22 protein-coding genes, 2 tRNA genes and 1 riboswitch are annotated in these 21,706 nt (G+C 69.5%); of the genes, 13 read left to right on the plus strand and 11 right to left on the minus strand.

From position 1 onward, the window contains the following. Nucleotides 1-138 precede the first annotated feature (138 nt). Nucleotides 139-759 carry a TetR/AcrR family transcriptional regulator gene (locus G6022_RS03210; protein WP_182638558.1) on the plus strand — a complete coding sequence of 207 codons (621 nt, stop codon included), beginning with the start codon at nt 139-141 and terminating at the stop codon, nt 757-759. Nucleotides 760-858: 99 nt separating this feature from the next. Here the strand turns inward: G6022_RS03210 and G6022_RS03215 are convergent, their stop codons facing one another. Next, entirely contained in the window at nt 859-1,470 is a 612-nt protein-coding gene (locus G6022_RS03215) for an HNH endonuclease (RefSeq protein ID WP_182638557.1), read from the minus strand. A 203-nt stretch (nt 1,471-1,673) separates the two neighbouring features. Here G6022_RS03215 and G6022_RS03220 point away from each other — a divergent pair, with 203 nt between their 5' ends. Genes G6022_RS03220 through G6022_RS03230 form a run of 3 tightly spaced genes read left to right on the plus strand, consistent with a single transcriptional unit; the run spans nt 1,674 to nt 4,445 of the window. Beyond that, nucleotides 1,674-2,069 (plus strand): globin, encoded by a 396-nt coding sequence (locus G6022_RS03220; RefSeq protein WP_182638556.1) that lies wholly within the window; start codon nt 1,674-1,676, stop codon nt 2,067-2,069. A 35-nt stretch (nt 2,070-2,104) separates the two neighbouring features. Then, nucleotides 2,105-3,685: an alpha-amylase family glycosyl hydrolase gene (locus G6022_RS03225; RefSeq protein WP_182638560.1), complete on the plus strand. Its 1,581-nt coding sequence runs from the start codon at nt 2,105-2,107 to the stop codon at nt 3,683-3,685. A gap of 16 nt (nt 3,686-3,701) precedes the next feature. Next, nucleotides 3,702-4,445 carry an SDR family oxidoreductase gene (locus G6022_RS03230; RefSeq protein WP_182638555.1) on the plus strand — a complete coding sequence of 248 codons (744 nt, stop codon included), beginning with the start codon at nt 3,702-3,704 and terminating at the stop codon, nt 4,443-4,445. Between the two features lie 41 nt (nt 4,446-4,486). On the opposite strand, the gene G6022_RS03235 is transcribed toward G6022_RS03230, so the two are convergent. From G6022_RS03235 to G6022_RS03270, 8 genes are all read right to left on the minus strand, one after another. After that, on the minus strand, nt 4,487-5,677 hold the full coding sequence (locus tag G6022_RS03235) for a site-specific DNA-methyltransferase (protein ID WP_182638554.1): 1,191 nt from the start codon (nt 5,675-5,677) through the stop codon (nt 4,487-4,489). Further along, nucleotides 5,674-6,381, minus strand: coding sequence for a hypothetical protein (locus G6022_RS03240; RefSeq protein ID WP_347237762.1), 708 nt, complete (start codon nt 6,379-6,381; stop codon nt 5,674-5,676). Before G6022_RS03240 ends, G6022_RS03235 begins: the two co-directional genes overlap by 4 nt. Beyond that, nucleotides 6,378-6,863: a thioesterase family protein gene (locus G6022_RS03245; RefSeq protein ID WP_182638553.1), complete on the minus strand. Its 486-nt coding sequence runs from the start codon at nt 6,861-6,863 to the stop codon at nt 6,378-6,380. The genes G6022_RS03240 and G6022_RS03245 overlap by 4 nt, the downstream gene beginning before the upstream one ends. After that, on the minus strand, nt 6,860-7,321 hold the full coding sequence (locus tag G6022_RS03250) for a thioesterase family protein (RefSeq protein WP_182638552.1): 462 nt from the start codon (nt 7,319-7,321) through the stop codon (nt 6,860-6,862). The genes G6022_RS03245 and G6022_RS03250 overlap by 4 nt, the downstream gene beginning before the upstream one ends. Continuing rightward, a complete protein-coding gene (locus G6022_RS03255; protein ID WP_179524887.1) occupies nt 7,318-7,767 on the minus strand; it encodes an acyl-CoA thioesterase in 450 nt (149 codons plus the stop codon). Before G6022_RS03255 ends, G6022_RS03250 begins: the two co-directional genes overlap by 4 nt. 5 nt (nt 7,768-7,772) lie before the next feature. Then, nucleotides 7,773-9,446, minus strand: coding sequence for an energy-dependent translational throttle protein EttA (gene ettA / locus G6022_RS03260; protein ID WP_182618281.1), 1,674 nt, complete (start codon nt 9,444-9,446; stop codon nt 7,773-7,775). A 126-nt stretch (nt 9,447-9,572) separates the two neighbouring features. Further along, on the minus strand, nt 9,573-10,085 hold the full coding sequence (locus G6022_RS03265; protein WP_182638551.1) for a single-stranded DNA-binding protein: 513 nt from the start codon (nt 10,083-10,085) through the stop codon (nt 9,573-9,575). Between the two features lie 168 nt (nt 10,086-10,253). Beyond that, the gene (locus G6022_RS03270) at nt 10,254-12,284 is read right to left on the minus strand and encodes a cytochrome c oxidase assembly protein (protein ID WP_241731030.1); all 2,031 of its coding nucleotides are present in this window, start codon (nt 12,282-12,284) and stop codon (nt 10,254-10,256) included. 107 nt (nt 12,285-12,391) lie between these two features. On the opposite strand from G6022_RS03270, the gene G6022_RS03275 reads away from it, so the two are divergent. The 4 genes from G6022_RS03275 (at nt 12,392) to G6022_RS03290 (ending at nt 15,433) form a co-directional block, all read left to right on the plus strand. Continuing rightward, a tRNA-Arg gene (locus tag G6022_RS03275) sits at nt 12,392-12,464 on the plus strand. Nucleotides 12,465-12,682: 218 nt separating this feature from the next. Further along, nucleotides 12,683-12,780: riboswitch (TPP riboswitch) on the plus strand. A gap of 9 nt (nt 12,781-12,789) precedes the next feature. Beyond that, nucleotides 12,790-13,602: an ATP-binding cassette domain-containing protein gene (locus G6022_RS03280; protein ID WP_347237873.1), complete on the plus strand. Its 813-nt coding sequence runs from the start codon at nt 12,790-12,792 to the stop codon at nt 13,600-13,602. Then, on the plus strand, nt 13,599-14,378 hold the full coding sequence (locus G6022_RS03285) for an ABC transporter permease (protein WP_182639953.1): 780 nt from the start codon (nt 13,599-13,601) through the stop codon (nt 14,376-14,378). The genes G6022_RS03280 and G6022_RS03285 overlap by 4 nt, the downstream gene beginning before the upstream one ends. Further along, nucleotides 14,375-15,433, plus strand: coding sequence for an ABC transporter substrate-binding protein (locus G6022_RS03290; RefSeq protein ID WP_182639954.1), 1,059 nt, complete (start codon nt 14,375-14,377; stop codon nt 15,431-15,433). Before G6022_RS03285 ends, G6022_RS03290 begins: the two co-directional genes overlap by 4 nt. Before the next feature lie 185 nt (nt 15,434-15,618). Here G6022_RS03290 and G6022_RS03295 read toward each other — a convergent pair whose 3' ends face one another. Next, nucleotides 15,619-16,611 carry a TIGR03557 family F420-dependent LLM class oxidoreductase gene (locus tag G6022_RS03295; protein ID WP_182639955.1) on the minus strand — a complete coding sequence of 331 codons (993 nt, stop codon included), beginning with the start codon at nt 16,609-16,611 and terminating at the stop codon, nt 15,619-15,621. Nucleotides 16,612-16,687: 76 nt separating this feature from the next. On the opposite strand from G6022_RS03295, the gene G6022_RS03300 reads away from it, so the two are divergent. Further along, entirely contained in the window at nt 16,688-17,368 is a 681-nt protein-coding gene (locus tag G6022_RS03300; RefSeq protein WP_182639956.1) for an HAD family hydrolase, read from the plus strand. 91 nt (nt 17,369-17,459) lie between these two features. Here the strand turns inward: G6022_RS03300 and G6022_RS03305 are convergent, their stop codons facing one another. Continuing rightward, nucleotides 17,460-18,749 (minus strand): MFS transporter, encoded by a 1,290-nt coding sequence (locus tag G6022_RS03305; protein WP_182639959.1) that lies wholly within the window; start codon nt 18,747-18,749, stop codon nt 17,460-17,462. A 366-nt stretch (nt 18,750-19,115) separates the two neighbouring features. On the opposite strand from G6022_RS03305, the gene cmrA reads away from it, so the two are divergent. The 4 genes from cmrA (at nt 19,116) to G6022_RS03325 (ending at nt 21,706) form a co-directional block, all read left to right on the plus strand. After that, a complete protein-coding gene (cmrA, locus tag G6022_RS03310) occupies nt 19,116-19,934 on the plus strand; it encodes a mycolate reductase (RefSeq protein WP_182639960.1) in 819 nt (272 codons plus the stop codon). Between the two features lie 45 nt (nt 19,935-19,979). Next, the gene (gene orn, locus G6022_RS03315; RefSeq protein ID WP_182615299.1) at nt 19,980-20,648 is read left to right on the plus strand and encodes an oligoribonuclease; all 669 of its coding nucleotides are present in this window, start codon (nt 19,980-19,982) and stop codon (nt 20,646-20,648) included. 108 nt (nt 20,649-20,756) lie between these two features. After that, nucleotides 20,757-20,829, plus strand: a tRNA-His gene (locus tag G6022_RS03320). 163 nt (nt 20,830-20,992) lie between these two features. Further along, entirely contained in the window at nt 20,993-21,706 is a 714-nt protein-coding gene (locus G6022_RS03325; RefSeq protein WP_182639957.1) for a flavodoxin family protein, read from the plus strand.

A 21,706-nucleotide genomic window follows, 5' to 3' on the forward strand; every position in this document is an offset into this window, starting at 1 on the left:
AGTTCAGATGTCACCTACTCGTGCACCAGCCCCGTTCGCCACTCGCATGCCCTGTTTGCCACCGTCCCGTGCTGTGTCCGATGAGTCACCCATTGCCCACACTCCCCAAAGTTAGCTCGACCGTACTATAATTAGTACATGCGTACTAACGATGGGTCGGCTGGCGAGGGGCGGGGCACCGTCGGTGGCCGTGCCCGACGCGATCAGATCGAGCGTGCGGCTGCTGAGGTGCTTGCTGATGTCGGCTACGGCGCCGCGTCCGTCGCTCTCATCGCGAGGCACGCGGGGGTCAGCAAAGGCGTCATCACCTATCACTTCCCGAGCAAGGATGAACTGCTGCGCCGGGTGGCGCTACGCCTGTTCCAGGAATGCGCGGCCCATATCGCCGCATGTACCAATGGCGCGGCGACTCCTGCAGATCGACTGCGCGCAGGGATCAGCGCCGAGCTGGAGTTCTTCTCCTCTCGCCGCATCGAGTTCCGTGCGATGGCGGAAGTCATGGCCAATCACCGCGATGCCGGCTTCGTCCACGCGTTCAACGATGTCTCCGCCGCGGAAACCGAAGCTCTTGCGGACCTCCTGGTGGAAGGTCAGGCGCTGGGCCAGTTCAGAGCGTTTGATGCCGACGAATTCTCCCACCTGATCAGCTCGGCCAAGAACGGGCTGCTCGACCGATGGGCGGCCGACGACACCCTGAATCTCGAATCAGCATCAGCGGCGATGATCGACTTCGTCGAAAGTGCTGTTCTCGCCCGCTGAGGAGCCAATCTTCGTAACCAGGGGAGAAATCGCTAGCCGTCGTGACGCATTGCGTCGTCGGCACCGACGGACCACCGTCTCGAGCGGCATCAAGCGGCATCAAGCGGCGTCGAGGTACAGGTAGTCCTCCCAGTACGGGCCGATCTCCCGGAGCTGGGAGACGAGCCGCCACGTCCGGCCCCTCGGCGCCACCAACGGCACCCGCAGTTCCCACCCCAACTCCGAGAGGAGCTTGTCTGCCTTCCGGTGATTGCACGGCGCGCAGGAGGCCACACAGTTCTCCCACACGTGTTCGCCCCCGCGGCTGCGCGGGATCACGTGGTCGACCGTGGTCGCACGGGCATTGCAGTACCCGCACCGGTGAGAGTCGCGATGCATCAGTGCCGCCCTCGTCATGGGCACCTGCGCCCGGTACGGGATCCGGACGTACTCGCGGAGCATGATCACCGAGGGCACTCGAACGGCCGTGTAGACCGATCGGACCAGGATCTCGTTCGGGTGATCGTGGACCACCACCGCTTTGCCCCGGAGCAGCATCACCACGGCGCGGCGGGCGGGGAGGGCGGTGAGGGCCTCGTATCCCGCATTGAGCAGCAGGACTCGGGGCGCAGCGGCTAGCGGGACGTGCGGGTCCGGGACAGGCTCAAGCCGACCAGGGGGTCGTGACCCCGGTTGTCGGTACTCCGAATTCTCGCGCACGGCTGTGCCCATGGTCGGTCTCCGCTCGTCTGCTCCGAGCCCAGTGCAGCACTGTCAACCGGGCCCGTAGTGAACCTCGCCTGCAACGATGATGCACCCTCGATGAACACTTCGCGCGCGATCACTGCGTACCGGTTGTCCGCGCCGTTCTCCGGCCGTCGCCGACGGGTGGTGGATCGGACCCCCGGGCGGATCCCACGGGCATGATGGGGAGCATGAGCAGCACTACCTTCTATGACGAGATCGGCGGCGCGGAGACGTTCCGGAAGCTGGTCCACGAGTTCTACCTGCGGGTCGCCGACGACCCGGTGCTGCGCCCGCTGTACCCGGAGCAGGACCTGGGTCCGGCCGAGGACCGCATGCGGATGTTCCTCGAGCAGTACTGGGGTGGCCCCACCACCTACTCGGAGCAGCGCGGTCACCCCCGGCTCCGGATGCGCCACAACCCCTTCCGTGTGGACCGCGCCGCCCACGACGCCTGGCTCACGCACATGCTCGCCGCGGTGGACACGATCGACCGCGAGACCATGGACGACGAGCACCGGGCGGCGATGGTGGAGTACCTCACCCGCGCCGCCGCGATGATGGTCAACACCCCGGAGGACATGTGACGTCCCCGGCCCACGCCACTCGGCCGTGGGAGGACATGGTCCTCTACCAGATCTACCCGCGCTCCTTCGCCGACTCCGACGGGGACGGCACTGGCGATCTACAGGGCGTGATCGACCGCGTCGGATACCTGGAGTTGCTCGGCGTGGACGGGGTGTGGCTGTCCCCCATCATGCGCTCCCCCGGCGCCGATCACGGCTACGACGTCTCCGATCCGCGGGACGTGGATCCGTTGTTCGGAGACGTCGAGACGCTTCGGCGGCTGGTGGAGGCGCTGCACGCCGCGCGCATGGTCCTGATCATGGACCTGGTCCCCAACCACACGAGCATCGAGCACCCGTGGTTCGCCGCCGCGGTCGCGGCCGGCCCCGGTAGCCCCGAGCGCGAGCGGTACTTCTTCCGCGACGGTCTCGGCGAGGACGGCTCCCGTCCGCCCAACAACTGGCCGTCCGTCTTCGGCGGCCCCGCCTGGACCCGCGTCACCGAGCCCGACGGCACAGCCGGGCAGTGGTACCTCCACCTGTTCGCCCCGGAGCAACCGGATCTGGATTGGTCGCACCCCGACGTGGGCGACGACCTGGACGAGACCCTGCGCTTCTGGCTCGACCTGGGAGTCGACGGATTCCGGATCGACGTGGCGCACGGTTTTGCCAAACCGGACGATCTGGCCGACCTGCCGGACGATGTGGAGATCGCCCAGCTCGTCGTCGACGAGCGCGACGCACGGTGGGACCGACCCGGCGTCCACGACGTCCACCGGCGGATCCGCGCGGTCGTCGACGAGTACCCCGGCGCGGCGACCTTCGGCGAGGTGTGGGTGGGCCCGGTCGACCGGTTCGCCCGATATCTCCGCCCCGACGAACTGCACTTCGCGTTCCACTTCCCGCTCACCGGCGCCCCCTTCGAGGCCGGCGCGGTGCGCGAGGCCATCGACGCCACGCTCGAGGCCTCCCGCCTCGCCGACTCGGCACCCACCTGGGCGTTGTCCAACCACGACGTCGTACGAGAGGTGACCCGGTACGGGAACGGCGCCCTCGGCACCGCCCGGGCGCGGGCGATGCTGCTGGTGGAACTGGCCCTGCCGGGGATCACGTTCCTCTACGAGGGGTCCGAGCTGGGTCTGCCGAGCGACTTCTCGATCCCCCACGACCGGTTGACCGACCCCACCTGGGAGCGCAGCGGCCATGCAGAGATGGGCCGAGACCACTGCCGCGTCCCGATCCCGTGGGAGGGCTCCCGGCCGCCGTTCGGCTTCTCGACCTCCGATCACACCTGGCTCCCGATGCCGGACAACTGGGACCGCCTGACGGTGGAGGCCCAGATCGAGGACCCGCAGTCCACGTTGTCGTTGTACCGGGCCGCCATCGAGACCCGGCGATCCTGGCCGGGCCCACGGACCGCGTCGATCGAGTGGTACGGGGCGCCGTCCGGATGCCTGGCGTTCCGCCGCGACGACGGCGTGGTGTGCGCGCTCAACGCTTCTGCTCGATCGGTACCGCTGCCCGACGGCGAGGTCCTGCTCTCCTCGGGCCCCCTCACTTCAGGGCCCCTCGCGTCAGGACCCCGGACCGGCGAGATCCTGCCCCCCGACACCGCGGTATGGTTGCGACCACACTAAGAACGGGGATTAAACCATGAGGCTGTCGGAGAAGACCGCGATCGTCACCGGCGGCGCCGGCGGGATCGGCAGAGGCATCGTCCGGGCGTTCGTCAAGGAGGGCGCCCGAGTACTCGTGGTGGACATCAACGACGACGCCGGCAGTGCCCTGGCGGAGGAGCTGGGTGGGAAAGTCCGATACCTGGCGGCGGACATCTCGGTCGAGGACAACGCCCGCGTCATCGTCGAGAGCGCCGTCGAGCACTTCGGGCGCCTCGACGTCCTGGTCAACAACGCACACGCCTCACGACAGGCGCCGCTGCTGGAGACCACCCGGGAGATGCTGGACCTGTCGTTCGACACGGGGTTCTATCCCACCTTCTGGCTGATGAAGGCCGCGCACCCACACCTGTCCACGACGGGCGGTTCGGTGATCAACTTCGCCTCCGGCGCCGGCATCGAGGGCAGCCCCACCCAGGCCTCCTACGCGGCGGCCAAGGAGGCCATCCGGGCCATCTCCCGGGTCGCGGCCAACGAATGGGCCCGGGACGGCGTCAACGTCAACGTGATCTCGCCGCTGGCCCTCACCGAGGGCGTCGAGGCGTACATCGAGGCCAATCCCGGCGTGGAGAAGCACCTGCTCGCGGGGACCCCGATGCGCAGGTTCGGCGACCCGGAGGCGGACATCGGCCGCGTCGCGGTGTTCCTCGCCAGCGAGGACGCCCGCTACATGACAGGGCAGACGCTCATGGTGGACGGCGGCAGTGTCAAGCTCCGGTAACACCGGGCTCCCGTCAGCGTCACGCTCGGCGCCCGTCAGCGTCACGCTCCGCTGACGCGCAACCGCGGCAGGATCACGTCGCGGACCGTCTCGGGGTTGCGTTCCACCACCACCCAGCGGCGGCCCAGGTCGCGGGCCGCCACGGCAGTGGTGCCGGAGCCGGCGAACAGGTCCACCACCAGGTCGTCCGCCTCGGTCGCCAGTTCCACGATCCGCCGCATCAGTGCCTCCGGCTTGGGCGTGCGGAACCCATCGACACCCGCATTGCGCAGCTCTGCGCGAGCGGTGTCGGTGGACCCGACCTCCTGGGACAACCAGATGGACTTGAGCTTCTTGATCCGACCCACCTCGTGCCGGTCGCGCTGGTACACGTCGACCCGCGGCCCCGACCGACCCCGCACGAGTCGACAGACCAACTCGTCGCTGCGCTCCGCCGCCCGATCGCGGGACCAGCGCCACACGGCCGGGCTCAGGTCACCGAACACCGGCAGGATCTCGGTGAGCCCGGACACGGGGTCCACGGAGACCTCGCCGGTGTCAGGGTCGCCGTAGAGCGGGTAGGTCATGGTGGGCGTGGTGCGCGGGTTGAACCGCTTGTTGGTGTTGCGCAGCGGGAGCAGACGGTAGTTCACGCCGTCCTCGGCGGTATGCGGGAAGTCTGCGGGGTCGACCGCGGAGGCGACCCCGCCGGCCAGCCGGACACGCGCGGGATCCCGCGCGTACACCATGAGCCGGTCGTGCGATCCGGCGAAGAACCTGTCGAGCTGACGCCCCTTGGGGTTGCTCTCCACGGTGAGGTCGGCGATGAAGGCATCGGCGCCGAACACGTCGTCGAGTACGCAGCGGACGCGGTGGGCCTCCGCGTCGTCCAGGTGAACCCAGACGGTGCCGGTCGCCGCCAGGAGTTCGTGCGCCACCCTCAGTCGGTGCTCGATGTACCCCAGCCACTGGTGACGCGGCATGTTGTCGTGGTAGCCGTCGAAGCGGCCGCCACGGTTGTAGGGCGGGTCGAGGTACACCAGTTGCGCCGCGCCCGTGGTCGCGAGGCCGAGCTCGTCCAGCACGTCACCGGCCTCGGTGATCCTGGCCCCGTCGCCGCCGAGGACGACGCCGGTCACCCGACCCTCGGCATCAGGGACCGCCGCGGCGAGTTCCGGCGCCGATCCGTGATCGCCCGGGACCTCGGGCTCGCCCCTCCCGGGCCAGGAGACCGAGAACCCCGGTGACGTCATCGCGGCTCGAGAGTGAGCGCGTCAGTCCGGCGGTAGGCCGTGCCGTAGCGGGCGTCCAGTCGGAGCCATGCCCCGCGTTCACTCACCCTGACCGGTTCGCCCTCCGGAGCGCGCCCGGCCCGCTCGGGCACGAAGCCGCACATCACCATGGAGAACACGATCCGCATGTCCACTCCCACGGGACTGTCGGTGTCCGCGCGCACGGTGAGCACTTCCTGGTCCAACAACGAGGGCGGCAACCCGGCCGGCCCGGCGTTCTCCCGGGCTGCGCCCCGCCCGGACTCGGTCAGGTCCAGCAGGACCTGCGCGGGGATCGCCTCGAGCATCTGGAACCCGTCGGTCGGCGGGAGCAGCCCCTGCCACGATGAGGTGAGGGGCATCCCGGGGTCGACGAGTCCGTCGGCGTCGCCGCGCGGCAGCAGGTCGAGCTCGGTGAGCAGGTGGTCGGCACCGCACACCACGTCACCACCCGGGCAGCGTCCACCGACTCCGCGGACCACCAGGGCACCGAACGGCGTCCGGGACCACACCCGCATCCTGCCGTCGTCGCCGCTGGTCACGCGGACCACAGCCGCCTCGTCGAGCCGCAACAGCCGACGCAGGAAGGTTCGCAGGTCGTCGCGGTCGGCGGGGTCTGGCACCGCGACCATGTCGTCCCCCGTCCCGCCGATCCCCTCTGCCCCGCCGGCTCCGGGACGAATCACGCCGGGTCCTCGTGGCGGAATCGCATCAGGTACTCACGCTCGGCCCGGGTGAACCGCCGCGGCCGCTGGGTCGAGAGGTCGAACGCGGCGATGGTGGCCGTGCAGTCGACCGCCGCCGGCGCCGAGTCGGGTGTGGTGCGCGCCCGGACCTCGTGGCGCGCCACGAACATGGCGGCACCGACCTTCTCGCACCACATGCGCACCCGGATCGGGCCGTCGGCGTGCTTGATCTGGCCGCGGTACTTCACCGCGAGGTCGGTCATCACGGCGCCGGCGGTGAGGGTGGCGGTGGGCGTGCCCTCCTCGAAGAGCCACGGGATGCGGGCCTCTTCGAGGAGCGTGATCATCCGGGCGTGGTTGACGTGATGGTAGAGATCCTGATCCGACCAGCGGACGGGAATCGCTGTGGTGAACACGCGGCGTCCCGGCTCACCGGAGGCCCCGAGGGGTCCCCCGGCCTCGTAGACGAGCTGTTCGCTCACTGCGCGGGCCCCTCGTCGGTGATCGCCGCGCGCTGGTGTGCTGCCTCCAGGACGTGACGCACCCCGGTGGGGATCTCCACGGCCGTAGAGGTGGAGGCGTCGTAGGCGACCATCACCACGCGCAACGCGCAGCAGACCTCGCCCGCGGCGTCGAAGATCGTCTGCCTGATCTGGTACGAGGTGGTCCCGACGTGTTCCACCTCGATCTCCACGTCCACGGACGTCGAGTCCCGCAGCACCGGACGGAGGTGGTCGATCTCGACCCGGCGCACGACCTGCGGCAGGTTGCCGAGCCCGAACGGGCCGAAGCGGCTGCGGACGAACAGGATCCGCGCCTCCTGCGCGTACTCGATGTACTTGACGTTGTTGACGTGCCCGAACTGGTCGAAGTCCGCCCACCGCACCTGCAGGGTGCAGCGGAACGTCCCCCGGTCCGGGGTCTGCTCACCGGGACTCATCTCGCCTCCTCGCGCTCACCGAGCAGCGCCGCGCGCTCCTCGGGACTGATCTCGAGTGTCGTGGTCTCGTCCGGTGCCGTCACCACCAACACGGTGTCGACGACCGCGCACGGTTCCGGGCCCGTGGAATCCGACCCGATCGAGGTCCTCATCGTGAACGAGGTCCGGCCGACCCGGAGGACCTCGACGTCCACCCACACGCTCGTGGCGCCGTACCCGATGACCCGGCGGAAGTCGATCTCCATCCACCGCGCCAGCGAGATCGGCACCCGTGACCCGGGGACGCCGAACTTGTCCCGGAACCACATCAGCCTGGCGTCCTGGGAGAACTCCTGGAACCGCACGTTGTTGACGTGCTTGCCCACGAAGTCCGCGATGCGCAGGGGGATGTGGACCCGGTGGACGGCTCCGGGGGTCTGCGTGTCGGGCGCGGCGTGCGATCCCATGCGCGTCAGTCCCGCGTCAGCTTGCGGTGGGTGACCCGGTGCGGGCGGGCGGCGTCGGGGCCCAGACGCTCGACCTTGTTCTGCTCGTAGCCCTCGAAGTTGCCCTCGAACCAGTACCACTGCCCCTCGGCGACGTTGCCCTCCCACGCGAGGATGTGGGTACAGGTGCGGTCGAGGAACCACCGGTCGTGCGAGATCACGACGGCGCAGCCCGGGAAGTCCTCGAGGGCGTTCTCGAGGCTGCCGAGGGTCTCGGTGTCCAGGTCGTTCGTCGGCTCGTCCAGCAGGATCAGGTTGCCGCCGACCTTGAGGGTCAGCGCGAGATTCAGGCGGTTGCGCTCACCGCCGGACAGCACGCCGGCCTTCTTCTGCTGATCGGGGCCCTTGAAGCCGAAGGCGCTCACGTACGCGCGCGACGGCATCTCGTTCTGGCCGACCTCGATGAAGTCGTTGCCCTCGGAGACGACCTCCCACACCGACTTCTCGGGATCGATGTTCGCGCGGGACTGGTCCACATAGCTCAGCTTGACCGTGTCACCGACCCGCACGGACCCCGCGTCCGGCTCCTCGAGCCCGACGATCGTCTTGAACAGGGTGGTCTTACCCACACCGTTGGGGCCGATCACGCCGACGATGCCGTTGCGCGGGAGGGTGAACGACAGGTCCTTGATCAGGACGCGGTCGTCGAAGCCCTTCTGCAGCTTGTCCGCCTCGACCACCACGTTGCCCAGGCGCGGCGGGGTGGGGATCTGGATCTCCTCGAAGTCCAGCTTGCGGTGCTTCTCGGCCTCCGCCGCCATCTCCTCGTACTTGGCCAGTCGCGCCTTGGACTTGGACTGGCGGGCCTTGGCGCCGGAGCGGACCCACTCGAGCTCGGCCTTGAGGCGCTTCTGCAGCTTCTGGTCCTTCTTGCCCTGGACCTCGAGGCGCTCGGCCTTCTTCTCCAGGTAGGTGGAGTAGTTGCCCTCGTAGGGGTGCAGCTTGCCGCGGTCGACCTCACAGATCCACTGCGCCACGTGATCGAGGAAGTAGCGGTCGTGTGTGACGGCCAGGACGGCGCCCGGGTAGGCGGCCAGGTGCTGCTCCAGCCACAGCACCGACTCGGCGTCGAGGTGGTTGGTGGGCTCGTCGAGCAGGAGCAGGTCGGGCTTGCTCAGCAGCAGCTTGCACAGCGCGACGCGGCGCATCTCGCCACCGGACAGGTGGGTGACGGGCGAGTCGCCCGGCGGGCAACGCAGTGCGTCCATGGCCTGCTCGATCTGGGAGTCCACGTCCCAGGCGTCCACCGCGTCGAGCTGCTCCTGGAGCCGACCCATCTCCTCCATGAGCTCGTCGGTGTAGTCGGTGGCCATCTCCTCGGCCACCGCGTTGTACCGGCGGATCTGCACCATGGTCTCGCCGAGTCCGTCCTCGACGTTCTCCTTGACCGTCTTGGTCTCGTCGAGCACGGGCTCCTGCATGAGGATGCCGACGCTGGCCTCCGGGTCGAGGAACGCCTCGCCGTTCGAGGGCTGGTCGAGGCCGGCCATGATCTTGAGGATCGAGGACTTGCCCGCGCCGTTGGGCCCCACGACGCCGATCTTCGCACCGGGATAGAAGGACATCGTCACGTCGTCGAGGATCACCTTGTCCCCGTGCGCCTTGCGAACCTTCTTCATCGTGTAAATAAACTCGGCCACTTCTGCCCTCTCACCTGCGCAAATAGTTCACATCGCCGCGGCCAGGCCGCGGGCACGACCCCCATGTTACGTGCCCACCCGCGGCCTCGGTGAGCACGGCGGAGGGCTACCCGCGGCCCTGCCGGTTCAGACCCGGACCGCCTCCGCGAACGCGCTGTCGGCGGCCCGCCCCTCCGGCGCGTCGTCGGCGTCCCGGGAGCCGATCTCCATGACGTCCTCCACGCCGTCCGCGCCCTGCGACTGCCCCGCCCCCTCCCCGTCGGGAGAGATGCCGGGCCCCTCCGGTTGGGCCCTGCGCATGGTCACGTCCATCCGCGACAGGTCCGGGCCCAGGGCGGTCACCCGCATCTCCAGGTCGCGCTGGATCCTGCCGTCCTTCTCGTACTCGTTGGTGAGAAGCCGACCCTGGACGATCACGCCGTCGCCCTTGACCAGTTTCCCCGACGCCCGCTGCGCCAGCCTGCCCCAGCAGTTGGCCGAGAAGTACAGGGTGCCGCCGGTCTTCCACTCCCCGGTGTCGCGGTCCTGGTAGCGGGTGTTGCTGGCCACCCGGAAGGAGAACACCGAGTCCTCTCCGACGCGGCGGGTGGTGGGGTCGGTGATCACGGTTCCGCGGACGGTGGTGTGGGTCTCGTTCATGGTCTCGCTCCTGTCACACTCGGACCGACCGTGCGTCGGCCTCGTGCCCCAGAGCGTGCCCCACCTCGTCGTCGTCGTATCCCGGTCGCACCGCCCGCGGTGCCCGCCCTGTGGAGTGGCGGGAGGGGTGTGGAGCGAGGAGCCCGACGACGACGAGGTGGGCGCCTCTCAGGCCCGGCGGTCGGCGCGGGACATCTCACCGAGCATCTCGTTGTAGGCCCTGAGCTCGGCGTCGTCGTCGCGCTCAGCCTGCCGCTCGCCGCGCCGCGCGTCCCGCATGTCGCTCTGGTACCACTGCCAGGCCAGGGCCAACATGACGATGAACAGCGGGATCTCCCCCGCCGCCCACGCGACGCCGCCGCCGACCTGCTGGCTCTGCAGCAGGTCCGGGATCCAGGGCAGCCCGATCCCGCCGTACCAGTTCTCGGCGAGCACGGTCTTGTAGTTCATCAGCATGATGCCGAAGAAGGCGTGGAACGGCAGCGAGCTGAGCAGCACCATGAGCTTGTAGAGCGGCGAGAAGTGCCGCGGCGCCGCGTCGACCCCGATGATCACCCAATAGAACAGGTAACCGCTGATGAGGAAGTGGACGTTCATGAACATGTGGCCCAGGTGCTCGGAGGCCAGAGCCTCGTAGAACCCGCCGAAGTAGATGATGTAGAAACCCGCCACGAACTGCACCGACGCGACGATCGGATGGGTGAGGAAGCGGGAGAGCGGGTTGTTGATGAACTCGACGATCCACTCACGCGGCCCGGGCGGGTTCCCGCGCCCCGCCGCCGGGAGCGCCCGCAGCGCCAGGGTCAGCGGCCCGCCGAGCGCGAGGAGCACCGGCACGAGCATCGAGATGAGCATGTGCCCCACCATGTGGCTGGCGAAGTCGGCCATCATGTACATCCCCATGCCGGAGCTGGTGGTGAGGAACAGCAGGACGCAGCCGAGCACCCAGGCCACGGTCCGGCCCACCGGCCACGAGTCGCCGCGACGGCGCAGGGTGATCAGGCCCCACACGTACAGGCTCAGCAGGACGACCGCGGCCAGGCCCAGCACCAGGTCGAAGCGCCACAGCCCGAGCACGGTGCCGAAGGAGAACGGACCGGGGAGCTCGAAGCCCAGCAGCGCCTCCTGGCGGGTGGGGACGTAGAGCGGCGCCGGCGGCGGGGTGCGGCCGAGCGAGACCGACAGCCCGATCGTGCCCGCCATCACCACGGCCTCGACCAGCCCGATCCGCAGCAGGGTCCCGCGGTCGACGGGGGCGTTGGCCGATCTGGACTCGATCTTCGCGATGATCCGGCGGCGCATCGCCAGCCCGAACATCGCGAGCAGGACCAGCAGCAGCGCCTTGGCCAGCACGAGCAGCCCGTAGGTCGACGAGAAGAGGTCGCCGGGGTGCAGCCGCACGAGCGCGTTGATGATTCCGGAGAACCCGAGCGCGACGATCGCGATGGTGGCCACCACCGAGTAGCGGCGCAGCGCCAGTGCCACGCGGGAGCCGCCCCGCATGGTGTGGGCGAGCACCGCGACCAGCCCACCCACGTAGAACGCCGCGGCGAACAGGTGGATGATCAACGAGTTGGTGGCGATGTCGTGCGCCGTGCTCCCGGAGGCGTGTCCCGTGGCCGCCACCGGCAGCAGCGAGAGGACCGACACGCCCAGCCAGATCACAGACCAACGCCAACTCAGGGTGAGCCGTTGACCGATCCCGGCCACCAGTGCGATCACCGCCGCCCACCGCCAGGACGAGGCCACGTCGATTTGGCTGATCGCCACGATCCACTGGTCCGGCGGCAGCGACTCCCAGAGGGTGCGGCCGGAGACGTCCGACAGGGTCAGCGGGATGAGCAGTGCCGCGGCCACCGCCCAGGCGATGTTGGCCCACGAGGAGATCCGCTGCGAGCGGTAGCCGTCCACGTCGAGGGTCTTGTCCTTCTGGGGCGGTGTGAAGAACGCCGCGAACAGGGCCGTCCCCACCGCCACCGCCGCGAGCAACTCTCCCATCGCGCGGACCGCCGGGAGCCCGGCAGTGGTGAGAACGCCCGGGTCCGGGACGCCCACCAGCGCGAGCGCCACCTCGGTGGACATGCCCGAGAGCGGGATCACCACCGCCGCGGACACCACCGCGAGCAGGATCACCACGGGCACCACGCTGCGGGTCCTGAGCGGTCCGGCGGTGGTGGGTGTCGACTTGGACGACGTCATGGCCACCATCGTATTAACCCGATCGCCCCCGGGCCGATTCGCGGCTGCTGCGCACACCCCCGGATCGGCTACCATTCTTCCGGCGACGCCGGACGCGAGCGTCGCAGGCCTCCGTAGCTCAGTGGATAGAGCATCCGGTTTCTACCCGGCTGGTCAGGGGTTCGAATCCTCTCGGGGGCGCACAGCCCAAAGCATGTGTCCGGCACGGCGACCGGCTTCCGTCCGGTTCGCCCGCCGCGTGGTCACTCCTGATCACGTTCTCCCAGGTGGGGTGTTCCGAAATCCCTCCGATGTGACCACTCGCTGAGAGGGCACGTCGTTCGCGGCCGCCGACGGGCCTCCCATCACGGAATCGGCCGGTGATACGTTTCATGTTCGGCCCGATTGTCGCAATCGGCGCCGATGACACGGGGTGCCCCTACCGAACGGGGCTGAGATCACACCCGCTGAACCTGAACTCGTTCACACGAGCGGAGGGATGTCACATGCGCTGGTGCACGCTGTGGTGAGCCGTCCGGGAACCACGGCGGTATCGCTCGAGGACCTGGGACACACCTATCCGGGCGCGCGCCGCGCGGTGCTCGCGGACCTCACCCTCTCCGTTCCGGTGGGCGAACACATCGCCGTCGTCGGGCGCAGCGGATGTGGCAAGTCGACGCTGCTGTCGCTGATCGCCGGCCTCACCGAGCCGACGACGGGGTCCGCCCTCGTCCTCGACGCGAGTCAGCCCGCACGACGCCTGGAGTCCTGCGCGTTGATGCCCCAGGGCGACAGCCTGTTGCCCTGGCTGACCCTGCTCGACAACGTCGCGATCAGTCTCCGTAACCAACGGGTGGGCCGGCGCGCGGCCCGCGCCGAGGCCCAGCGCCTGCTGGACCGCCTGGGTCTGGGCGTCTGGTCCGGTGCCCATCCCGCGGCTCTCAGCGCGGGGATGCGCCAGCGCGCCGCACTCGCGCGCGCGTTGTTGGCGCGCAAACCCGTGCTGCTGGCCGACGAGCCGCTCGGCGCGCTCGACGCGATCACCCGCGCCGACGTCCAACAGTGGCTGCGCGAGACCCTCACCGGGACCTCGGCCACGCTCGTCATGGTCACCCACGACGTCGATGAGGCGCTGCTCCTCGCCGAACGTGTGGTCCTGCTGGCACGGTACGAGGCCGACGCCCCGGCGCGTGTGGTCTCCACCTGGCCGGGATGGTTCGGCGACGACCGCCCCCGCGAGGTCCTCCTCGGCGACGAGGCGTTCGCCGCAGCCCGCCGGGAAGTACTCCAGGCACTGGCCCGGGAATCGCACCTGGCCGAAGGTGGAACCGCCCGATGACCGTGCGATTCCTCCGGTCCGCTGCTCCCGCCTGCGTCACGGTCCTGCTGGTGCTCGCCGCCTGGATCACGGTCACCGCGCTCGAGCTCGTGCCGGACTACGTGATCCCCGCGCCCCTCGCCGTGCTCGACTCGCTCGTGAGCACCTGGCCCGACCGGCTCGGTTCCGCCACGCTGCTCACCGCCACCGAGACCCTCATCGGGGTGGTCCTCGGGGTGGTCGTCGCGCTGGTCGTGGTGATCATCAGCGCCTTCGTGCCCACCATCGGGCAGGCCATGACCCCCCTGCTGGTCGCCTCCCAGGCCATCCCGGTCATCGTGATCGGCCCACTGCTGACGATCTCCCTCGGCTATGGCATGGCACCGAAGGTCATCGTCGTCGCCCTGTTGTGCTTCTTCCCCGTCGCGCTCAACCTTCTCTCCGGTGTCCGCTCGGTCGACACCAGGTTGATCGACACGCTGCGGAGCCTGCACGCCACCAGGTGGTCGCTCTTCTGGCGGGTGCGTCTGCCCTACGCCGCCCCACGCGGTTTCGCGGGACTGCGCGTCTCGGTCACCTTCGCCCCGGTCGCCGCGGTCTTCGCCGAGTACACGGGCTCGACCAACGGCCTGGGCTACCTCATGCTCCAGGCCATCCCCCGGCTCCAGACCGATTTCGTCTTTGCCCAGGTGGTCGTGCTGACGATCATGTCCAGCGTCCTGCTGGCCAGCGTGACCATCCTCGAACGCCTCATCTGCCCTTGGAACACTCCCACCGGGGAAAGGAACCCATCATGACTCACCCACGACCCACGAAGACCCCACGCCAGGCCCGCACGCGGCCCGGGGTGCGCATGCTCGCGATCGCGGCCGCTGCCGCGGTGGCTCTGACCGGCTGTCAGGCGGCCTCGGACGACGCCGAGCCGGACACGACCGCCGCCGCCGCACCGGTCAGCGTCCTGCTCGACTGGAGCCCTAATCCCGACCATGTGGCCCTGTACACCGCGCAGCAGACCGGCGCCTACGACGACGCCGGCGTCGACGTGACGTTCATGACGCCCGCCAACACGGCCGACGCCGCGCGGGAGGTGTCCCTGGGACGTGCGGACCTGGCCATCTCGTATGAGCCCGACACCCTCATCGCCGCGGAGCAGGGCCTCGACGTGGTCTCGGTCGCCGCCCTGATACCCACGTCGCTGACCTCGCTGATCGCCAGGACGGAGTCCGGGATCACCACCGCAGCCGACCTGGAGGGCAAGACCGTGGGGCTGTCGGGTCTGGCCTCCCAGCAGCCGACCCTCGACTTCATCGCCCGGGAGGCCGGGATCGACCCGGGCTCGATTTCCGCCCCCAACGTGCAGCAGAGCCTCAATCAGGCGCTCCTGACCGACCAGGTGGACGCGATCTTCGGGGCCTTCCGCAACATCGAGGGCGTCGAGCTGACCGCTCAGGGCGACTTCGTGGTGATGCCGGCCACGGAACTCGGGGTCCCGGACTACGCGGAACTGGTGATCATCGCCAACCCGAGCCGCCTCGCCGACGACGCCGATTACGCCGAGCGCGTGCGGGCCTTCCTCGCCGGGACCGCGGCCGGTCAGGCCACGGCTCTGGACGACCGCCGGGCCGCCATCGACTCCCTCACCCCCGAGACCGAGGGTTCCTACGACCCGGACGTGCTCGAGCTGATGATCGACGCCACCCTCGAGCTGCTGCCCGAGGACGGTTTCGGCCAGCAGTCCGCCGAGGACTGGGCGGCATACGCGAGGTGGATGTACCAGAACGGACTGCTGGAGACCGAGATCGACGGCGCCACCGCCACGACCAACGACTACCTGCCCGGAGCCGACGGCTAGAACCCCTCCCCGCGGCAGGTCTCGCGGGAGGTTGGGCGGGAGATTCCGCGGCAGATCCCGCGGAAGGCCCCGCCAGAAGTCCCGCCAGAAGTCCCGCCATCGATAAGAGCGTTTCGCACACATCGGTCGAGTACAAGTGTGCGAAACGCTCTTATCGATGGCCCCGGCGGCGGAACCGGGCCGCCTCAGCTCGGGGAGGCCTCCCGCAGCCGCGCGAGCAGCGGCTCGGCCGCCTCCTCGAGGAACCGGTCCAGGGTCTCATCGCCGATCTGGATCAGCGCGACGTCGGTGTACCCGGCCTCCCAGTAGGGCCGCACCTTCTCGACGATCGCGTCCAGGTCGGGCCCGCACGCCAGCTGCTCGGCCACGTCCTCGGGCCGGACGAACTTGGTGGCGGCGGCGAACCCGGCGGTGGTGGGCAGGTCGGCGTTGGCGGCCCAGCCTCCGGCGAACCAGCGGAACTGGTCGTGCGCGCGCTCGACGGCCGCCTTCTCCGAGTCGGGGTCCCAGCTGATGGGGATCTGGGCGATCGCGCGGGCGCCGTCGCCGATCCGCTTCTGCCCCTCGAGCGCGTTCCAGCCCTCGATGTGGGCGGGTTCCGGCTCGGTGGCGATGAGATGGTCGGCGAGCGGCCCGAGCCGGGCCACGGCCTTCTCCCCGCCGGCGGCCACGCCGATCGGCACCCGCGTGTCGGGCAGGTCCCACAGGCGGGCCGAGTCCACGCGGAAGTGCTCGCCGGAGTAGGTCACCAGGCCGCCGTCGAACAGCTCGCCGATGATCTCCAGCGCCTCCACCGTCATCTCGTGGCGCTCGTCGATCGAGGGCCACCGCTGCCCCACCACGTGCTCGTTGAGGTTCTCCCCCGCGCCGATGCCCAGCATGAACCGGCCGTCGGACATGATCTGCACGGTCGCGGCCTTCTGTGCCACCACCGCGGGGTGGTAGCGCAGGATCGGGCAGGTCACGTACGTGCACAGGTCCACCCGCTCGGTCACGTGCGCCACGGCGCCCAGGACGCTCCACACGTACGGCGCGTGGCCCTGCGAGGACAACCACGGGAAGTAGTGGTCCGAGGCCACCTCGAAGTCGAATCCCGCCTGCTCGGCCTTGGCCGCGTAGCGCACGAGTTCTTTGGGGCCGGACTGTTCGGTCATGAGGGTGTATCCGAAACGTGTCATGGATCCGAGGGTGCGCCGGGCACGGCCCTGTCGCCACCGGTTGCCTCCCGCACGGGGGCCGGGCACGGTCGGACGCATGACCACCTCACCGCGCGCCCTGCTGCTCGACGTCGACGGCACCCTGGTCGACTCCACCTACGTCCACGTGTGGACCTGGCACCGGGCCCTGGCCGAGGCGGGCGCGCCGGTGCCCTTCGTTGAGGTGCACCACCGGATCGGCAAGGACGGATCCACGTTGGTGGGCGAGCTGTTGGACATCGCGGGGGTCGACGACGACGAGGACCGCGATCGCGTGGCGGGCCGGGCCAAAGATCTGCATTCGGAGTACTACGCCGATGCCGGGGACTCGCTCCGCCTCCTGCCGGGTGCCCGCGAGCTCGTGCGCGGCGCCAAGGAGCAGGGGTGGGTCACCGTGCTCGCCACCTCGGCCCCGCCGTCGGAGTTCGCCGAGGCGCGCGAACTGCTCGACGTGGACGACGCGGTGGATGCCGTGACGACCGGCGAGGACGTCGACACCGCCAAGCCCGACCCCACCATCGTGGCGATCGCCCTCGAGCGCTCCGGCGTCGACGCCGCGGACGCGGTCATGGTGGGCGACGCGACCTGGGACGCCGTCGCCGCCACCAAGCTCGGCATCCGCTCGGTGGCCGTGCGCACGGGCGGGATCGGCGACGCCGAGCTCCGAGAGGCGGGCTTTTCGGACATCGTCGACGACGCCGCCGGAGTGCTGGACCTGCTGTCCTCCGGCAGGCTCTAATCTGCCGGGGAAATCTGCCGGGGCGGGAAGGGCGGAAAGGGCGCGAACGCGGGACGACGAGGAGCGGGTCACCGCGCGGCGCGACCCGGGGTCAGGCGGAGCCCGCCCACGTGATCGACGCCTCGGAGCGGGTCGGGGTCTTGACGGGCAGCAGCAGGAGCAGGCCCACGAGCAGGACCAGGGCGATCCCGGCGATTCCCGCGCGGTCGGTGCCGAACCCCCACGTGAACAGGCCGAACAGCGCCGGGGCGAGGAACGAGACCGCACGCCCGGTGGTGGCGTAGAGCCCGAACATCTGGCCGTCGCTGCCCGGCGGCGCCAGGCGGGCCAGGAACGAGCGCGACGCCGACTGGGCCGGGCCCACGAACAGGCACATGAGCAGGCCGAAGAGCCAGAACATGGCGGTGCCGTCGACGAACAGCAGGACGGTCATCGTGCCGAGCATGGCCGCGAGAGAGCCGATGATCACCGCCTTGGGCCCCACGAGGTCGTCCACGACTCCAGCGACCGCCGCCCCCAGGGCCGCCACCACGTTGGCCGCCACCCCGAAGATCAGCACATCCCCCGGCGCGAGCCCGTACACGGTGACCGCCAGGATCGCCCCGAAGGTGAACACCCCCGCCAGCCCGTCGCGGAAGATCGCGCTGGCCACGAGGAACTTCACGGTCCGCGGGTCCCGGCGCCACAGGGCCTTGAGGTCCCGCCAGAGGATGCGGTACGACTCGACGAAGCCCACCTCGTCGTCGTCGCCCTTCTTCCCTCGGGGCCGGTTCTCCGGCACCGACCGCAGCACCGGCAGCGCGAACACCGCGAACCACACCGCCGCGACCAGGCACACCAGCCGCACGTTGAGGCCACCGTCGGTGGGGATGCCCAGCAGTCCCCGCTCGTCGCCGTCCCCGGAGATGAAGCCCAGGAACGCGGCGAGCAGCAGGAAGATCCCGCCGAAGTAGCCCATCGCCCACCCGAACCCGGAGACCCGCCCCACGGTGGCCGGGGTGGAGACCTGCCGGAGCATCGCGAAGTAGGACACCTCGGCGAACTCGAACGTGATGGACCCCAGTGCGAGCAGCAGAAGTCCGACGAAGAACCACGGGTAGGGCGCGTCGGAGTCGACGAGGAACATCAGCGCGGTCAGCGCGACCGTGAGGTAGGTCCAGATGGCCAATGACCGCCGGCGACGGCCGCCCCGGTCCGAGCGCTGGCCCATCACCGGGGCGGTCAGCGCGATCACCAGGCCGGCCAGCGCGATCGAGATCGACAGCCAGGTGGCGGCCGAGAACGGACCGTCGAGGTCCGCCCCCACCGAGTCGGTGAGGTAGACGGAGAATACGAAGGTGACGATCACCGCGTTGAACGCCGCCGACCCCCAGTCCCACATCGCCCACGAGAAGACCTGGCCGCGGGTGGCGGGGCGGAGATCGGGTGACAACGACGACGACGAGGCGGCGGTCTCTGGAGGGGGCGGTGTCCCGGTGCTGCTCACGCCCTAGAACCTAGTGCCCAGCGGTTCGTCTGAGGCCTCGAAAGGGCCGGTGGCGGGTCCATTTCCGCTGGTATGGTCGGTGCACATTCGGTGAATGCGAGGTAGCTGTGGCGTGGTCGGCGTGGTTGGCCCTGACCGGCGCGTTGCCCGCTGTGGCGGTTCCCACCGCACTGCGACCGCTCGTCGTGACCGACTCCCCCGTTCACCACCCTCGCCGGTACGCTCACCCTCGGCCCTGACCACCTGACCCGAGGACGCATGATGCCGCTTCCCCTGCCCACCGCGACGAATCGTGCTGTCGTCACCGGCGCCTCCTCCGGGATCGGCATGGCGCTGGCCGCCGAGTTGGCCCGCCGCGGCCACTCCCTGATCGTGGTGGCGCGGCGCGGCGAGGTGCTGCAGGAACTCAAGGAGCGGTTGGAGAGCCAGTTCCGGGTGACGGTCGAGGTGCGGGCCTGCGACCTGTCCGATCCGGCCGAGCGGGCACCGCTGCTGGCGGAGCTGGCGGGCCGCGAGATCTCGATCCTGTGCAACAACGCCGGCATCGCTTCATTCGGGCCGGTCGCCGCGCTCGACCCCCACTACGAGAAGAGCCAGGTGCAGGTCAACGCCGTGGCCTGCCACGACCTCGTGCTGGCGGTTCTGCCCGGGATGGTCGAGCGCGGTTCGGGCGCGATCCTCAACGTGGGTTCGGCGGCAGGCAACATGCCCATCCCCAACAACGCCACCTATGCGGCCACCAAGGCGTTCCTCAACACCTTCTCCGAGTCGCTGCGCGGGGAGCTCAAGGGCTCCGGGGTCAACGTCACGCTGCTCGCGCCCGGACCGGTGCGCACCGAGGAGATCGCCGAGGAGGACAAGACGTTCGTCGACCGCCTGGTCCCCGACCGCTTCTGGGTGGACACCACGTACACCGCCCGGATCTCGCTGGACGCGCTCGCCCGGAACAAGATGCGCGTGGTCCCGGGACCCCTGGGCCAGGCGATGTCAGTGGCGGGCAACTACACCCCGCGCGGGGTCATGGCCCCGATCGTGGGACGGTTCTACGCCAAACTCGGCGAGGGACAGGCGGAGGGCTGATCCTCCGGGTCCGTTCGGGCGGTCGCTCGGCGATATAGTCGAGCGATGCCAGAGTCGAACCCCGGTCCCACCCCTGTCGCGTCGTCGAGCCCGACGCCCCACAAGGAGTCCAAGAACGACCGGATCGTGTGGATCGACTGCGAGATGACCGGCCTCGACACCGCGAACGACGCACTGGTGGAGATCGCGGCCCTGGTCACCGACTCCGAACTCAACGTCCTGGGCGACGGCGTGGACATCGTCATCCACGCCTCGGACGCCAAGCTGGCCGCGATGCTCCCGGTGGTGCGGGACATGCACTCCTCGTCGGGCCTGACCGAGGAGATCCGCGCCTCCGCAGTGACGGTGGCGGAGGCCGAGAAAGAGGTCCTCGACTACATCCGCGCCTGGGTCCCGGTCAGCGGGACCGCTCCCCTGGCCGGCAACTCGATCGGCACCGACCGCGGGTTCCTCGCCCGGGACATGCCCGAGCTCAACTCCTACCTGCACTACCGGATGATCGACGTGAGCTCGATCAAGGAGCTGTGCCGCCGCTGGTATCCGCGCATCTACTTCGGCCAGCCCGAGAAGGGCATGTCCCACCGCGCCCTGGCGGACATCAAGGAGTCGATCCGCGAACTGAAGTACTACCGCGCCACGGCGTTCGTCCCGCAACCGGGTCCGACCACCGACGAGGTGCGCGCCGCGGCCGGCGCCCTGCCCCCCGTGGATTGAGCGTCCGGCCTCCCGTGCGCGGGCCCGGACGGCGTCGACACCTGCCGATTTCCTGACCGGGACCCAGACCGGGTAGCATCGTCAACGCTGTTCGCGAGAGCGGCGATGGTGGCTGTAGTTCAGTTGGTAGAGCACCAGGTTGTGATCCTGGCTGTCGCGGGTTCGAGTCCCGTCAGCCACCCCGGATGAACGAGGTCCGAACTATCGACCAAGGGACCACCCTTGGACGGGGTTCGGGCCTCGTTCTCATTTGTCCCCTCCCATCTCCTCACCGAAACCGGCAGGAACCTCCCCGCTGGTGATTACGCTCGGATTCACGCCCACACCGATGCCGAGGAGTCCCGATGAGCGAGCCCGACTTCACAGGCCTGCGGGCGATGTTCGTCAACTGCACTCTCACGCGCAGCCCCGGGCTCAGCCACACCCAGGGACTCATCGACGCGAGCGCCTCGATCATGCGCAAGCACGGGGTCGAGGTGGAGATCCTCCGCGCGATCGACCACCCGATCGCCACGGGCGTCTACCCGGACATGCGCGAGCACGGGTGGGACGTGGACGCCTGGCCGGAGATCTACCCGCGGATTCTCGAGGCCGACATCCTCGTGTTGGCCGGGCCCATCTGGCTGGGCGACAACTCCAGCGTGATGAAGAAGGTCATCGAGCGTCTCTACGCACTGTCCGGGATGCTCAACGACAAGGGTCAGCACCTCTATTACGGCCGGGTCGGCGGGTGCCTGATCACCGGCAACGAGGACGGTCTCAAGCACTGCGCGATGAACATCCTCTACAGCCTGCAACACCTCGGCTACACGATCCCGCCCAACGCCGATGCGGGTTGGATCGGCGAGGTAGGCCCCGGGCCGTCATACCTGGATCCCGGCAGCGGTGGGCCGGAGAACGACTTCACCAACCGCAACACGACCTTCCTGACCTGGAACCTGATGCACCTGGCCCGGCTGCTCAAGGCGGCCGGCGGCATCCCCGGCGAGGGCAACCAGCGCTCCGCCTGGGACTCCGGGGCCCGCTTCGGCTGGGAGAACCCCGAGTACCGATCCTGA

The sequence above is a fragment of the Dietzia sp. Cai40 genome, assembly GCF_014145165.1.
Classification (GTDB): domain Bacteria; phylum Actinomycetota; class Actinomycetes; order Mycobacteriales; family Mycobacteriaceae; genus Dietzia; species Dietzia natronolimnaea.

What these genes read in the sequence shown, in the direction of transcription:
- G6022_RS03235 (WP_182638554.1), bottom strand. Translation starts at nt 5,677, where the DNA reads ATGACGTCACCGGGGTTCTCGGTCTCCTGGCCCGGGAGGGGCGAGCCC.
- G6022_RS03255 (WP_179524887.1), bottom strand. Translation starts at nt 7,767, where the DNA reads ATGGGATCGCACGCCGCGCCCGACACGCAGACCCCCGGAGCCGTCCAC.
- G6022_RS03295 (WP_182639955.1), bottom strand. Translation starts at nt 16,611, where the DNA reads ATGACACGTTTCGGATACACCCTCATGACCGAACAGTCCGGCCCCAAA.
- G6022_RS03220 (WP_182638556.1), top strand. Translation starts at nt 1,674, where the DNA reads ATGAGCAGCACTACCTTCTATGACGAGATCGGCGGCGCGGAGACGTTC.
- G6022_RS03215 (WP_182638557.1), bottom strand. Translation starts at nt 1,470, where the DNA reads ATGGGCACAGCCGTGCGCGAGAATTCGGAGTACCGACAACCGGGGTCA.
- G6022_RS03265 (WP_182638551.1), bottom strand. Translation starts at nt 10,085, where the DNA reads ATGAACGAGACCCACACCACCGTCCGCGGAACCGTGATCACCGACCCC.
- G6022_RS03300 (WP_182639956.1), top strand. Translation starts at nt 16,688, where the DNA reads ATGACCACCTCACCGCGCGCCCTGCTGCTCGACGTCGACGGCACCCTG.
- orn (WP_182615299.1), top strand. Translation starts at nt 19,980, where the DNA reads ATGCCAGAGTCGAACCCCGGTCCCACCCCTGTCGCGTCGTCGAGCCCG.
- cmrA (WP_182639960.1), top strand. Translation starts at nt 19,116, where the DNA reads ATGCCGCTTCCCCTGCCCACCGCGACGAATCGTGCTGTCGTCACCGGC.
- G6022_RS03225 (WP_182638560.1), top strand. Translation starts at nt 2,105, where the DNA reads ATGGTCCTCTACCAGATCTACCCGCGCTCCTTCGCCGACTCCGACGGG.
- G6022_RS03210 (WP_182638558.1), top strand. Translation starts at nt 139, where the DNA reads ATGCGTACTAACGATGGGTCGGCTGGCGAGGGGCGGGGCACCGTCGGT.
- G6022_RS03285 (WP_182639953.1), top strand. Translation starts at nt 13,599, where the DNA reads ATGACCGTGCGATTCCTCCGGTCCGCTGCTCCCGCCTGCGTCACGGTC.
- G6022_RS03270 (WP_241731030.1), bottom strand. Translation starts at nt 12,284, where the DNA reads ATGACGTCGTCCAAGTCGACACCCACCACCGCCGGACCGCTCAGGACC.
- G6022_RS03250 (WP_182638552.1), bottom strand. Translation starts at nt 7,321, where the DNA reads ATGAGTCCCGGTGAGCAGACCCCGGACCGGGGGACGTTCCGCTGCACC.
- G6022_RS03230 (WP_182638555.1), top strand. Translation starts at nt 3,702, where the DNA reads ATGAGGCTGTCGGAGAAGACCGCGATCGTCACCGGCGGCGCCGGCGGG.
- G6022_RS03290 (WP_182639954.1), top strand. Translation starts at nt 14,375, where the DNA reads ATGACTCACCCACGACCCACGAAGACCCCACGCCAGGCCCGCACGCGG.
- G6022_RS03305 (WP_182639959.1), bottom strand. Translation starts at nt 18,749, where the DNA reads ATGTGGGACTGGGGGTCGGCGGCGTTCAACGCGGTGATCGTCACCTTC.
- G6022_RS03325 (WP_182639957.1), top strand. Translation starts at nt 20,993, where the DNA reads ATGAGCGAGCCCGACTTCACAGGCCTGCGGGCGATGTTCGTCAACTGC.